The sequence below is a fragment of the Ruegeria sp. CJ3 genome (assembly GCF_056536725.1).
Genome location: NZ_JBQFQE010000010.1, coordinates 18,599 through 31,512 on the forward strand (window position 1 = coordinate 18,599; position 12,914 = coordinate 31,512).

General features: G+C 55.3%; 13 protein-coding genes. 9 read left to right on the top strand and 4 right to left on the bottom strand.

Annotated features, from left to right (window positions below):
• The first annotated feature begins 260 nt into the window (after window positions 1-260).
• From ACR0J1_RS16175 to ACR0J1_RS16210, 8 genes are all read left to right on the top strand, one after another.
• The gene (locus ACR0J1_RS16175; RefSeq protein ID WP_480733637.1) at window positions 261-1,589 is read left to right on the top strand and encodes an endonuclease/exonuclease/phosphatase family protein; all 1,329 of its coding nucleotides are present in this window, start codon (window positions 261-263) and stop codon (window positions 1,587-1,589) included.
• 480 nt (window positions 1,590-2,069) lie between these two features.
• Entirely contained in the window at window positions 2,070-3,008 is a 939-nt protein-coding gene (gene radC, locus ACR0J1_RS16180) for a RadC family protein (RefSeq protein ID WP_480733635.1), read from the top strand.
• Between the two features lie 1,141 nt (window positions 3,009-4,149).
• The gene (locus tag ACR0J1_RS16185; RefSeq protein WP_480733634.1) at window positions 4,150-4,521 is read left to right on the top strand and encodes a DUF3768 domain-containing protein; all 372 of its coding nucleotides are present in this window, start codon (window positions 4,150-4,152) and stop codon (window positions 4,519-4,521) included.
• A gap of 251 nt (window positions 4,522-4,772) precedes the next feature.
• Window positions 4,773-6,638 (top strand): ParB/RepB/Spo0J family partition protein, encoded by a 1,866-nt coding sequence (locus ACR0J1_RS16190; protein WP_480733633.1) that lies wholly within the window; start codon window positions 4,773-4,775, stop codon window positions 6,636-6,638.
• A gap of 174 nt (window positions 6,639-6,812) precedes the next feature.
• Window positions 6,813-7,070 carry an antitoxin gene (locus ACR0J1_RS16195; RefSeq protein ID WP_480457392.1) on the top strand — a complete coding sequence of 86 codons (258 nt, stop codon included), beginning with the start codon at window positions 6,813-6,815 and terminating at the stop codon, window positions 7,068-7,070.
• Complete coding sequence (locus tag ACR0J1_RS16200) at window positions 7,067-7,459, top strand: PIN domain-containing protein (RefSeq protein ID WP_480733632.1); 393 nt, start codon at window positions 7,067-7,069, stop codon at window positions 7,457-7,459. Before ACR0J1_RS16195 ends, ACR0J1_RS16200 begins: the two co-directional genes overlap by 4 nt.
• On the top strand, window positions 7,456-7,998 hold the full coding sequence (locus tag ACR0J1_RS16205; protein WP_480733631.1) for a hypothetical protein: 543 nt from the start codon (window positions 7,456-7,458) through the stop codon (window positions 7,996-7,998). Before ACR0J1_RS16200 ends, ACR0J1_RS16205 begins: the two co-directional genes overlap by 4 nt.
• Before the next feature lie 504 nt (window positions 7,999-8,502).
• Window positions 8,503-8,865, top strand: a complete 363-nt coding sequence (locus tag ACR0J1_RS16210; RefSeq protein ID WP_480733630.1) for a hypothetical protein — start codon at window positions 8,503-8,505, stop codon at window positions 8,863-8,865.
• A 124-nt stretch (window positions 8,866-8,989) separates the two neighbouring features.
• On the opposite strand, the gene ACR0J1_RS16215 is transcribed toward ACR0J1_RS16210, so the two are convergent.
• Window positions 8,990-9,331, bottom strand: coding sequence for a VOC family protein (locus ACR0J1_RS16215; protein WP_480734666.1), 342 nt, complete (start codon window positions 9,329-9,331; stop codon window positions 8,990-8,992).
• A 748-nt stretch (window positions 9,332-10,079) separates the two neighbouring features.
• On the opposite strand from ACR0J1_RS16215, the gene ACR0J1_RS16220 reads away from it, so the two are divergent.
• On the top strand, window positions 10,080-10,946 hold the full coding sequence (locus tag ACR0J1_RS16220) for a DUF932 domain-containing protein (protein WP_480733628.1): 867 nt from the start codon (window positions 10,080-10,082) through the stop codon (window positions 10,944-10,946).
• Window positions 10,947-11,298: 352 nt separating this feature from the next.
• Here ACR0J1_RS16220 and ACR0J1_RS16225 read toward each other — a convergent pair whose 3' ends face one another.
• From ACR0J1_RS16225 to ACR0J1_RS16235, 3 genes are read right to left on the bottom strand one after another with little or no spacing between them, the layout of a single operon-like run.
• Window positions 11,299-11,544 carry a hypothetical protein gene (locus ACR0J1_RS16225; RefSeq protein WP_480733627.1) on the bottom strand — a complete coding sequence of 82 codons (246 nt, stop codon included), beginning with the start codon at window positions 11,542-11,544 and terminating at the stop codon, window positions 11,299-11,301.
• Window positions 11,541-11,987, bottom strand: a complete 447-nt coding sequence (locus ACR0J1_RS16230; protein ID WP_480733626.1) for a hypothetical protein — start codon at window positions 11,985-11,987, stop codon at window positions 11,541-11,543. Before ACR0J1_RS16230 ends, ACR0J1_RS16225 begins: the two co-directional genes overlap by 4 nt.
• Entirely contained in the window at window positions 11,974-12,750 is a 777-nt protein-coding gene (locus tag ACR0J1_RS16235; RefSeq protein WP_480733625.1) for an AAA family ATPase, read from the bottom strand. Before ACR0J1_RS16235 ends, ACR0J1_RS16230 begins: the two co-directional genes overlap by 14 nt.
• Window positions 12,751-12,914 lie beyond the last annotated feature (164 nt).

The following is a 12,914-nucleotide window of genomic DNA, read 5'->3' on the forward strand; positions in this document are numbered from 1 at the left end:
GTGTTAGGGAGGCGATACGAACTATGCTCGTTTGGAGTATTACAATTGGGGCGATCTCTTTTGTGTTAAGGTATTTGATTTAATATCAAAAACCAACTTGGTAACCAGAAACGGGAGCGCATGAGATTGTTTTTGTTAGTGAATGGCCGATTGCCGATAGCTTGAAGTGGCCGCGAAATGCAATGCGATTTTTTCTTGCTCTGGTGTTACGTGCGGCGTTAGCCTGCCTGCATTTCAAGTAGCTATTTCCGGGAACCAGCATGATCTTTAGAATCGCTTTCGCACTCTTCTTCACACTGACAACAATCGCAAATGCTGACGACAGACGGATTGACAAAGATCGGCTGGTGGTAATGACCATCAATACTTACTTCATGTGGGACGGGCGTGCGCCGGAAGATGGGTCGAGCCAAATCGACGCGGCGATCCCCTGGAAAAACTCGCCAACAGAGGCCGACGAACATATGGAGGCAATCGCGGAAGTAATCGCGCGACACAATCCAGACATCATCAATCTTGTCGAGGTCGAAAACGAAGCCGCAGTTGCCCACCTTAACTCAGAGTTTTTGGACGGGCGCGGTTACAACGTGTTCTTTGCGCAAGGCGGTGACACGTTTACTGGGCAGGATGTGGCGCTTCTGACAAAGATTGATCCGGTCGACGGTCAAATCCACTTCGACGATCAATTCGGTGAGAGCGGCAATACTCGAAAGCGGCTGACCAAACAGTACAGAGCGCGTATTGATGTCGGCGACCTAAAGCTGTTGATCGTTGGTGTACATTATCTATCCCGCCCTGATGACAGATCGCGTCGATGGGACCGTCAGGCTCAAGCTGATGCGACGAGGCAGATTGTGAGAGCCCATCGATGCGCGGACTGCGAGGCGGTAGTGCTTGGCGACTTCAATGACTACGATGGCGAAACCGGGTTTCGCGACCACATTGACAGCACTCCGATCAGTTCCGTTTTGCCAATTCTGAAAAAGATGCAGCAGAATGACAGCTCTGACAATCTGATCAACTTGAGCGGAGATATTCCGAAAGGTCTGCGATATACCGCTTTCTGGGATCAAGACGAAGACGGCATTGTCGATCGCCCACATGAGCTAACATCGATTGACCACATACTTGTGTCGCCAAACCTGCACGCGAAGTTGGATAGCGTCTCTGTTGATCATGACATGCGAGAAGTGATCGGCTCAGCAGATTTCGTCAGTGACCACTATCCGATAGTCGCGTTTTTTGATCTGTCGGACGGTGCCGGGGCCTCAACCCAGACAATCAATTTGACGAGCATTCTTCCCAACCCGGCAGGAAACGAAAACCAGAACGAGCTGGCGGAAATCACCAATGAAGGTTCGTCGGAGGTTTCGTTAGACGGGTGGCGGCTGGTCGACCGTGGAGGTTCCCATTGGGAACTGAGTGGTACGATTGCTCCTGACAGTTCGATTACGATAAGGCGTGACGGCCAGCGCATGGCGATGACGAATACCGGGGATACGATCGAACTGCGAGACAGTGACAATAGACTAATCGACTCGATCACGTATTCGAGCGCCGTCGAAGGGCAATTCGTGTTTTCGAACTGAACGATCCATATTGGACCCAGCTTTGCGGGTGCCGTGAATGGCGTAAATCGAACTGCGACCGCAGCGATGTGATGAGCGGCGAATGTCTCTCGTGCGCCACTCATGGGGGTGGCCCGGATCGTCGGGTTTCGGTTGCCTTTGTAGAGTCGAGTGAGGTTTCCTGCTCCACCGGACTTACCCAACTGCACTGTCCATCTCTATGCAATCGAGCAAAAGCGGTGCTAGGCGGTAGAATGCGGTTCTCTTGTATGCCGGTGTGACCTACAAGCGCCGCATTGAGTGCATGTTGTATGTGCTCACCCTTCGACCAATTGACATAACGCGATCGTGGGCAAGTCATGCGTTTCACCGGGGGTGTAACGAGAAGCGGCTCACGGAAGCGACCCCGGCAATACACCTGTGACCCAGAGGCTAAATTTACGGATCATTAACCAAAAATTTCGCATGTTTGTGACACAAACAAGTGTCTTGGATGCGGTAATGAAAAACCAATTGGTCAATCATGTAAAACGGGTCATTGCTGGTGACCGAAACCGATACGGCAAACTGGTCAAGTATGACGGACAAAGCGGTTTTTCGGAGGAAGAATTGCGAGGTCTGGAGGAGTTGAACACGCGGATTCCGCCACCTGGTACCATCACCGAACCTGCGTTTTCTCCGCCTTATGTAAGTCGAGATCGACTGTCCCACGAGAACGCGGCTGGTGGTGGATTTGTCAGAGGTGATGACGGGGCCAAGCGGCCTCATTATTGGGGGCACCGAGAACGATTGCGTACCCGCTTCTTGAATGGCGGACATGCGCCCATGCCGGAGTACGAGTTGTTGGAGCTGCTGCTGTTTAACGCAATTCCAAGGATCGACGTGAAACCACTGGCAAAGAGGTTACTCGCGGAGTTCGGCGACTTAAATGGGGTCATCGCCGCATCAAAGCACCGAATTTTAAAAGTGGAAGGGGCCAATGATTGGGTTTTCTACCATCTCAGGGTTGTGGAAGCGTTCGGACACAGAATGGCTCAGGCCAAGGTCATGCAGAGAGATGTTGTGTCGTCGTGGGAGGCCCTGGTGACATACTGTCGAACAGCCATGGCACATCGAGAGGTCGAACAGTTCCGTGTTTTGTACCTGGATCGAAAGAACGTCCTAATATCTGATGATGAACAGGCAAGGGGAACAGTGGATCACGTGCCGGTCTATCCGCGAGAGGTTGTCAAACGTGCGTTGGAGTTAAACGCGAGCTCGCTCATTCTGGTACACAATCATCCTTCTGGTGATCCAACGCCAAGCAAATCGGATATAACTATGACAGAGCGAATTAAAGACGCCTGCGATACCATGGGTATTCTCATTCATGATCATGTCATTGTTGGAAAAGAAGAAGAGTTTTCGTTTAGTGCGAACGGATTGCTCAATGGTTTCTAAACAGCAGCTTAACCGCTTCGACTCCCGGGCGATCGAACATCTATTGGAACCCTTCGTCTCTCCCTGCGGCTTGAGAACTTACTTCCCGACCTGGTCTGTTCAATCCGTGGTCAATCAACACCTTCCAGTGTCTGGCAAACGTCAGGCTATATCCGAATGTAAGAGCACCCAAAATACCCACTAAGATCGTGGCTGCTATCCCCTGGGGCGTAAGAAAGCTGTCTAGATCCTGTGTTTGCAGAAGTTTTGCGTATGCAGCGAACGTGCTGCCAAACATTGTGGTCAGGAGAAACACAATTAGGCCTACGCAAGGTGTCATCAAGTAATGGAAGCCGATGGGCATTTGGTTGAATGGGCGAGATCCATAGATCCGGCGGGCCCCGAGCAAAATGCCGACAATCAGCTGTATGAAATTCATGTGAGTTCTCCAAATTTGTAAGTCACAAGGTGTTCGACGACTGGCTTGGCCGAACTGTTTGCCATTATGTACTATCCTATTGCCTTCAAGGCGCTCCTTTGGTGCAAGAGCGATGCAAATTGCCTTGTGGCGGCGTGAAGGTTTTTCCAAAACGACTTGGCTTTTTTGCGACTGAGCAGCGAGCTGCTGCTGTTCGCAGAGACCTGTGAGATCCGCGCGCGGCGCGCGGCTCACATGATCCGGTAGACAGGGCTGGGGATCGACGCGCCTCGCGCGCTCACCCCGGCCCTGGCATTACACTTACTGTGATCGCAGACCGCGGGGCGGTCTGCTGCGCTTGTTTTCCCGAGCGTTGCGGGGCCGAAAAGCTCTCGTATCTGATCCGGTCCAGGGGGAAGGCGCAAAGAGAGACCCGCGCTAGGCGCGGCTCGCATTTCTCTTTTTTGTACGCCTCAAGCAGAAATCGCGAAAATCCCGGTTCCTCCCACGCGCGCGCGGGCCCCTCCAAAATTTGCCCGATTTCAGCCTGACCCCCAGTCCTCAGATCAGATCCGGATCTTTTCCATCGGCCCCCCTCCTTCGCCGGGAAAAACGCGGTGGGGTGCGGGTGGCTGATGTTCAGGCCATCGGGTCGTTTCCGTGACCCGATGGAACAAACCGAAACAAGGGCGGTGAGGCCGGGCGCAGATCGGCCACCGCATCACCACGAAAGAGAGGCCAAGAATGGCTGCAACCACACAACAGACCGTTGAGCCCGGTCAGGTCGATTATGCCCCTATCGCTCAGCAGAATGACGCTTTCCGTAAGCGTCAACCGGAAGGCGGCGAGGGAATGATTGTTCAAACAACCGCCATCGACAACATGGGTCCAATCTTTGTCGCGGCCTGTCTGGCCCAAATCGCCACCTATGACGATTTCACCGAGGACAACGATCCCCACGGCACCCATGAGATGGGGTTCATGGACATCATGGGTCGCAAAGTCTGGTTCAAAATCGATCTGTACGATGAGACCTATCAGTACGGGACACCGGCCCCCACCGATTTGAGCAAGACGCGCCGCGTCCTGACCATTCTTTTCCCCAGCGATTATTGAGTTCGGTCCCGGCCATGCGGTCGGGGCTGGATGCGCAACCCGCGCAGGAAAGGAGGTGAGAACATGAACCCATACACCCTTGAGCGTCAACGTCAGTTGGCTTGGAAGAACCTCAAGAAGGGCAGCCTTTCGACCAAGATCGCCCGCGCCTTCTTGAAGAAACACGCCGCCGCCTAAGCGGCCTCGCTCTACCCCAACAGGGGTAGGGCACCCTTACCACGAAACTTCACCATGAGAAAAGGGTTACCCCTATGACTAAGCAAACCAATATCACCGCAACCGAAGCCCGCTTTCCACTGGCTTCGCTGACACTTTCCCCGATCAACCCGCGTCAGACCGTATCAGAGGCCGAGGTAGTTGAATTGGCGGAGTCCATCTGGACTGTTGGCCTGATCCAGAGCATCGCCGGTCTGGCCGACGACAAGGGCGGTGCTGAAATCGTGGCCGGTGGGCGTCGCCTGCGCGCGTTGCAATATCTGGCTCAGAAACACGACAACCTTGCCAGCATCCGCCCCGAACTGGCGAACCCGCTGGTGATGATCGCGCCGGATGTCGAAACGGCGCAGACATGGGCGACTGCGGAGAACATCACCCGTAAGAACCTGACCCCCGCCGAGGAAATCCGCGCCTATGGTAAGATGGACAAGGCCGGTGCGCCTGCCGCTGGCATCGCGCGCGCCTTTGCTGTGACCGAAGGGCATGTTTACAAGCGCCTGAAACTGGCGGGCCTGCCGGAACAAGTGATCGACGCACTTGCTGCCACCGAAATCAACCTTGGCGAAGCTGCTGCGTTTACGATCTGCGACGATGCCGACCTGATTTTGCAAGTGCTGGAACAGGCCCGGAAAGGCCACCTGTCGGAATACCAGATCAAGAACATGCTGAAACCGGATGCGGTCAGCGCGTCGGATCGGCGGGCAAAGTATGTCGGTCTGGATGCCTACAAGGAGGCCGGTGGCCGAGTGTCTGGCGACCTCTTTGCCGATAAGACCCTGCTGGACGATGAGGCAATCCTTGACCAATGTTTCGCCGACAAGCTGGCAGTGGCCGCGCGCACGATCCGGCAGGAACAAGGTTGGAAATGGGCTGAGGTTGTCGATGCCAGCTACTTTGGCGGCTACGATATCGACCAGATGAAATGCGCCCGCATCTATGCCGAGCAAGGAGACCTGACCGAGGAACAGGCCGAGCGTTATGACGAACTGGCCGAGCTTGCAGAGGCGGAAGTGTTGGACGAGGCAGGCGAGGCTGAGTTGCAGGCGCTGCAAACCATTCTTGATGGAGAATATAGGGACGTTCAAAAAGACTGCGCCGGGATCATCCTGCATGTCAGCAATTCGGGCGAGTTGAGTGTTGTCGAAGGACTGGTCAAGCCCGAGGACAAAGAGGCGGCGATTGCCGTCGGTGTGTTGGCCGTGTCGAAGCACAAAAAATCCGACAGCAGCGCCGACACATCCAGTAAACCGCGCATGTCACAGGCTCTTGTCGATGATCTGAAACGGGTTGTCACGGGCGCACGGCAACATGCGGCGGTCAACAACCCCGATCTGATCCTTGCCCTTCTGGCCTTTCAGGTTTCAGGTGGGGCGAAATACGGTAATCCCATCGGTCTGAACGCAAGCGCTGTACCGAACTGGCCGACCACCGAGGCCAGCGGCTACGCACTGGATGGGCGCTTGACCACACCGACCGAATGGGACGGTGATGCTTTTGACCGCGATTTGGCGAAGGAATTCCGCAAGTTCCGCAAGAAGGGTGACGACCACGTACAGTCTGAGTTGATCCGGCATCTGGCGGCGCTTCTCAGCGGCGGCGACAAGACACTGAAAGCCCTGATCGACAAAGAGGTCAAGACCGACATTCGCGCGGTCTGGACGCCAACTTTCGACAACTTCTTTAGCCGCATCGCAGGGCCTTACCTCAACGACACCTGGAAAACCGTGCTGGGTTTGAAGGCTGGCAACTATCAGGTGAACACCTTCGAAAGCCTTAAGGTTGGCGACAAGCGCAAGAAGCTGCATGCGCTGTTCAATGAGCCTGAGACCCGCGAGGCGATGAAGCTGAGCAAAGCGGTCGAGAAGCGGATCGCCACATGGGTGCCCGAGGGCATGGCCTAAAAACCGCAGGCGGGGCGCGCAAGCGCCCCGCCACACCGATGACTTTTCTGCAGGCGATAATGGGTTGAAAACGAACACGGAAAACAGCCGATAGAGGTGGGCTTCAGGCAGCTTTGCCTTGAATGGAGCGGTAAGATAATATATATTAATGATAGATATCAAGTGAAGGTGACAATGCCAGATACAGCGGTTGCAAAAGTGTTCATGACCGGCCGGTCTCAGGCGGTTCGGTTGCCGAAAGAATTCCGGTTCAAGACCGATGAAGTGCGGATCAGGGCCGAAGGCTCGAAGGTCATTCTTGAACCCATCGAAAACGATTGGGAGTGGTTGGACGAGCTGCACAAGCTGGGTCCGCTCGATGAGGATGCCGCGCGGGCTGCCGAGGAAGATGTGCCGCCGCAGGACCGCCCGGAACTGGATGTGTTCAAGTGAGGTTCTTGCTCGACACCAACGCCGTCATTGGGATCATCGCGGCCAATAGCAGTCTGATTGACCGATTGTCTGAGCATGTGCCTAGCGATTTCGGCGTTCCCTCTGTCGTCATGTATGAACTCTATTGGGGCGCATACAAAAGCGCGAAGGTTGCTGAGAATGTGGCGCGTGTGGATGCGCTCAGGTTTGAAGTGCTTGACCTGTCAGCCGCCGATGCGAAAGCCGCTGGCCTGATCCGCGCTGATCTGAACAAAAAAGGCACGCCGATAGGGGCGTATGATTTGTTGATTGCAGGGCAGGCGGTTTCGCGATCCCTGACGCTCATCACCAACAACGTCAAAGAGTTTCGTCGGGTTGAAAACCTGATCCATGAGGACTGGCAAACATGACCAAAGTCACCACGCCAACCGTCACAGAGAGCGCAATCCGCCGCGTGTGGAAATCTGCGCAGATGTATATCGCGTTCCACAAGGACCAGAAAAAGCGCAAACGCGAGGAGCCGAAACTTTGGCCGCCGAAGAACGGCAGCGCATCTCTGCATGGTGATGTCACCGAGCAGGAGGCCATTGTTGTCGTCAAGGCCGCTGATGCTGAAGACACCCAGGATGTGCAAATCAAGCTGCATCCCAGCCGGATCGTTGTGCGCCGTGATGCGGACAAATGGTGGCAGGGTGTTGCGATGGACGATCATTCAGTGACCGTCCGCATGGCTGACAACACGATCATTGAAATCCGGCATGACGGGTCGATCAAACGCCGGTCCGCCGAGGATGAAACCCATGTTGAAGCGGATGGCAGCATTTTCAAATGGACACCGCACGCAGAGGCCATGATGACCGGCGACGGGGTCGAAATGTCCCGACGTACCGACGACCGCATTGCGGCCATCACGCATGACGGCGTTGTCGATCGCGCGCGTAAGCGTTAGCCTGACTTCAATACCTTGAGACTTTCCTTCGGTTAAACTGGTGGCCCGCATCGTCGGGTCATTCTTTTGCCACTGCGCTAGCGTCGATGTTCCTCTGGTGTCGCTTGGCACCTGGGGCCGTTGCCCCATGTGCCGGCCCGACTGGTCGCTTCGCTGTGACGGCCGTCACTGCGGCCGGAGCATCCCCGAACCGTGTTGCCAGGACAAACACAACCCTTCGCCTCCGCTTATAGAAAAGGGCGACCTGCGCCACCACGCGCGGTGCCATTCTCCTAAATGTCATTCCAATTCGGGAAGGCCACCAACTCGCGGATCTGAACTATGAGAATGTGATAGATCGACTTGGTTTCGCCGCCATCAGAAGTGGATCGGTGTTCTAGCCTTTCGCGCGCATCGTTCCCAATAGTTCGTGCCACTAATCCGGTCTGACAGTCTTCAACCCGTTGCCATGAAGATCCTCGCTCCCCGTGTTTCTTCAAGATGAACATATGCGAGCAGTCGGGTTTGGCGCTGCTGATCTGGCAACAGATCAGCAGCTTCAACGGCTATTTTCCGCAGCCGGGCAAGCCCGGCTTTGCATCGCGAAACAAATTAGCCGCTGACATCCCCTTCGTGCCCGCAAAAGCCATGTTCATCGAAACACTCAAAAGCGAGGATCTAACAATGGCAACTCAAACTCTGAAGCTGAACGTCAAAGCCGGCGAAAAAGATGGCACGAATTACTGGGACCGCTGCGGGGTTCTCTTTGTAAACACCGACGACGTTTCCGGCGAAATCAAGTCGATCACCGTCAAACACAGCATGTTCCCCAGCGTTGAAATGGTGGCTTTCCCAAAACGGAATGACGAGGACGGCGTGACCGAATAACCTGAGGGCAGGGCGGCACAAGTCGCCCTTTCCTGTGCTCCGGCTCCAGTACGGTCGCGGATCTGCCGCATCACTACAGGCGCCGTCTGGTTGAGCCGACACAAAGGTCTGGATTGAGCCCAAACTACCTCTGTGCAAACGCTCTGCTGGACACTTGAACTGAATTTCCCGAAGGGTCCTTGGTGTTGGCAAAAACGTAGCCATCAGCCTGATGAATCTTGCCGAACGTCAAACCATTTCTACTGGCGGCTTCGCAAAAGGCCGCGACGTCCTTCACGTCAAACACAAGTTTCACAAGAACTTGTCCTTCTTTTTGTTTGGCTGAAGCAGGGTGCAAAAGTATCGTAGAACCAGCGGCTTGTGGCTTTAACTCGGTAATGCGGTCGCCTTCGGCACGAGAAACTGAAAAGCCAAAATGCTCAGCATAAAACTCGACCATTTGCTCGATTTTCTTAGTATAGATCACTATTCGTCCGAGTGGTGCCGGCATCGTTGTAGCCTTTGGGCAATTCCTTTTGAAATGCATAGCAAGGAAAACACTTCCATGTCAGCTTTGGTCCACATACCTGACATATTGGTAGTGGGCAAATCCCGCGCTTTAAGCGCGTGACCGCGTGCTAGGCTCCAGCCGGCCTTGCCGGCCTACACCCCGAACCACACATGCCCATTCTCCCTGCGGCCCGGGTGTTGTGAAACCTGTCTCAACCGAGCCAGCTTTCACCGCGGCCGCAAGTCGCCTGGTCAAGTCCGTTTCGGCCCTTCGGGTGACGCCCGTTCGCTTTGCCTTTTGCAAGGACCACGCTCGATAGACATCGAGCAAAGCGCAGACCGACGAGCGGTCTGCGGTGCTTGTTTTCCCGAACGTCAGGGGGCCGAAAAGCTCTCGTATCTGATCCGGTCCAAGGGGAAGGCGCAAAGAGAGACCCACGCCAGGGCGCGGCTCACATTTCTCTGTCCCATGCGCCTCAAGCAGGAAAACGGCTTTCACGCGCAATGCGCGCAAACCTTCCGTTTTTCAGCCTGACCCCCAGTCCTCTGATCAAATCCGGATCTTTTCCATCGGCCCCCCTCCTTCGCCGGGAAAAACGCGGGTGGGCGAGGGTGACTGATGTTCAGGCCATCGGGTCGTTTCCGTGACCCGATGGAACAAACCAAACCACAAGCGGATAGGCCGGGGAGCATCGGTACTCGCTTCGCCACAGAGGAGTTTTCAGATGATTTACAATCGTTATATGCGGGGCATTTCATGCGGCGGACTGGTAACAGGGGAGGCGCTGACCAACGACCAGCTGCACCAAGCTGTCCCGTCAATTTTTGCAACCGAAGGTCACGAAAGCCGCTCTGAGCGCTTTGTGCCGGTTCCGACCGTGAACGTTCTGGACGGGCTGCGGAAAGAGGGGTTTGACCCGTTCTTTGCCCAGCAGGCGAACACCCGTGTTCCGGGCAAGGCCGCGTTCACCAAGCACATGCTGCGGCTTCGTCATCGTTCGATCACCAATAGTGACGGCGAGTCCTTCGAAATTGTTTTGGTCAATGCCAATGACGGGACCAGCAGCTATCAGATGATCCCCGGCTATTTCCGGTTTGTCTGCGCAAATGGCCTGATGGTGGGCGATACCTTTAACGAGGTGAAAGTACGGCACTCAGGAAATGCTGTGTCCGAAGTCATCGAGGGCGCGTTTACTGTTCTGGATGATGCCGAAGAGATCACGGAGCAGGTGCAAGACTTCAAGGCCATCACCGTGAACGACGCTGAACGGAAGATTTTGGCCGAAGCCGCACACCAACTGCGTTTTCCCGATGCTGATAAAGACGACAGAAAACCCGCGCCGATTGATGCGACACGGTTGCTCAGCACGCGCCGAAACGCCGACCGTGCCGCTGATCTGTGGACTGCGTTCAACGTGGTTCAGGAGAATGTCATCCGAGGCGGGATTTGCGGACGCGTCCGGACAGCCGATGGTCGGACCCGCCGTCAGCGGACCCGCGCTGTTGCCGGGATCGACCAAAACAAGACGCTGAACCGCGCCCTTTGGACGCTGACCGAGAAAATGGCCGAATTGAAAGGGGGTGGCGCATGAGCGCCCCTTTACGGTCCATTGCTCGAACTGCGGTGGCCAGAACGTCAAGCGCGAGGCCCACGCAGAATGGAAACCAGAGCTACAACAGTGGGAGTCAACTTCGTCTTTCCTTGGCTTGCTCAATCCTCACAACAAGCACAGACCCAAGAGTTTTGAAACGGCTCCTCCGCTGGCGGGGCCGAGGGTTATCCAGTGAGGTCAATTTCAACCTTGGGTGAAATTGACCTGACCGAAGCAGGCTGTAAGCAGAGACACTAAAAATCTCAGCGTCAGTCTGTAGGTAACCCTCGGCCAGCGCTACCCCTGCCGCCAGCGTGACGATAAGGCTTTGCGCCAACAGACCGAAACAGGTTCAATGCAGTGTTGGATCCTTTATCGTCGTGCGGATCATTTTGGCGATTTCTTTGTCGTTCTCCAACATCACTTGCCGGAACAACCTTCCGACGTTCACACTTGCTCGCAATGCAGGTGGAACATCTTCCAGCAGGTCGAGTATTTCCTTTTCGACGTCACCGCCTTCAAGGGCCGAAATCTGAAATCGGATCGGAGTACGAACGATGTTCCTGACTTCATTCGTAGTTTTTTTGCGCTTGCTCATTGTGCTCCCCCATTCAGGTGGGCTCGGATCAAGGCTGCGATTTCGGCGTCGTTGCCCCGCAAGACCTCTTTGAAAAATGCTCCAAGGTTAAAGTTCTTCTGGAAGGCGGCAGGTATGTTGCTGCGAACCTCTTCCAGCGCGGCGGCAGTCTCGCTGCCATCTGAAGTGGATATCTGAACCCTGATCGGTTGCCCTGCCGCGCCCAACTCTTCAGACCGGACGGGTGCCTCGTGCTCTGGTGCTGTGATGACCGATTTAGACCTTCTAGGTTTTGCGGTTGGTTCCATTTCTACTACCGGCTCAGTCCTTGCCGGTCCGGCGGGCTCGGGCTTTGGCTCGGCTGCAGGTTCGGTTTGTTCCCGCTTGCTCACATCCGTCACCGTCGGCGCGATCTCCGACGCGGAGCCCGCCAGCAGGCTATCTATGCTCTTAGGCCGCGACATGATGCACCTCGCTTTCCTTTATGGCGTTGAGCACATAGCCGGCATTGCTCAGCGCCTTGTTGCAGCGATCCGCCATGCGCCGCGCATTCGACCTGGCCGTTTGCGTTTCCGCGTGTTCCGCAGCCTCTTCGGCAAAGCGCATCAAACGCCCGATTGTGGTTCCCGTCCGCAACGCGTCGTCCATTGCGGCAGAGTCGGCAATGCCACCAATGCAGGTAAACTGCTTTTCCAGCGCCTGCTTACCTTTCTGGATGCCGGCTGACTGCGCGATGGATTGCCGGGTGAACACAATGCGGAATTTGTCCTTAGGGTCTGCCGCGCTGCCAATCTGCTTCAATGCAACTTCGCACGATCTGTATGTGACCATGATCGGATTATACTCTGCCGATGAGCCGTCAGACGGGCACAGCACCATGTCGGCCACAGCCATCGCCATCGCGGCGGTCATGCTGGGTTCGCCTTTGGTGTCGATCAGCAGATAGTCAAAGCCCCCCGCCTTTTCTGCCTCAAGAATGTGGGCATAAGCCAGTTTCGCATTCTCTGCATCTTCTTTGGCAAATTGCCCCGCCTCGATCAGAAGCTCATCGGTTGGAATCGGCTCCAGTCCGTTCCTGGGGTTCAACCATTCCGAGAGTGTACCCTGTGAATCCAGATCGAGGATACGGACACGTTTGCCCTGGTGGTGCAATGCGGAAGCGAAGGCGACGAGCATGGAAGATTTTCCAGCTCCGCCCTTGGAGTCTACGGCTGCATAGATTTTCAATTTGGTCTCCGGGTCTGCGCCCGAAAGTCACGCCGCTCAGCGGTGTGCCAAAACCGGGCTTGCGATTTCTAGTTATCGCGCGATCCGGCACCCGCGCTGAAAATAATGCTATTGCTTTTCTAAGCAATCATCAACCGTCGATCCTCATGAAAGCCAAAAGGGTT

Excerpts from the sequence above, each read along its gene's own strand:
- ACR0J1_RS16175 (WP_480733637.1), top strand. The coding sequence starts at position 261 with ATGATCTTTAGAATCGCTTTCGCACTCTTCTTCACACTGACAACAATC.
- radC (WP_480733635.1), top strand. The coding sequence starts at position 2,070 with ATGAAAAACCAATTGGTCAATCATGTAAAACGGGTCATTGCTGGTGAC.
- ACR0J1_RS16185 (WP_480733634.1), top strand. The coding sequence starts at position 4,150 with ATGGCTGCAACCACACAACAGACCGTTGAGCCCGGTCAGGTCGATTAT.
- ACR0J1_RS16190 (WP_480733633.1), top strand. The coding sequence starts at position 4,773 with ATGACTAAGCAAACCAATATCACCGCAACCGAAGCCCGCTTTCCACTG.
- ACR0J1_RS16195 (WP_480457392.1), top strand. The coding sequence starts at position 6,813 with ATGCCAGATACAGCGGTTGCAAAAGTGTTCATGACCGGCCGGTCTCAG.
- ACR0J1_RS16205 (WP_480733631.1), top strand. The coding sequence starts at position 7,456 with ATGACCAAAGTCACCACGCCAACCGTCACAGAGAGCGCAATCCGCCGC.
- ACR0J1_RS16220 (WP_480733628.1), top strand. The coding sequence starts at position 10,080 with ATGATTTACAATCGTTATATGCGGGGCATTTCATGCGGCGGACTGGTA.
- ACR0J1_RS16225 (WP_480733627.1), bottom strand. The coding sequence starts at position 11,544 with ATGAGCAAGCGCAAAAAAACTACGAATGAAGTCAGGAACATCGTTCGT.
- ACR0J1_RS16230 (WP_480733626.1), bottom strand. The coding sequence starts at position 11,987 with ATGTCGCGGCCTAAGAGCATAGATAGCCTGCTGGCGGGCTCCGCGTCG.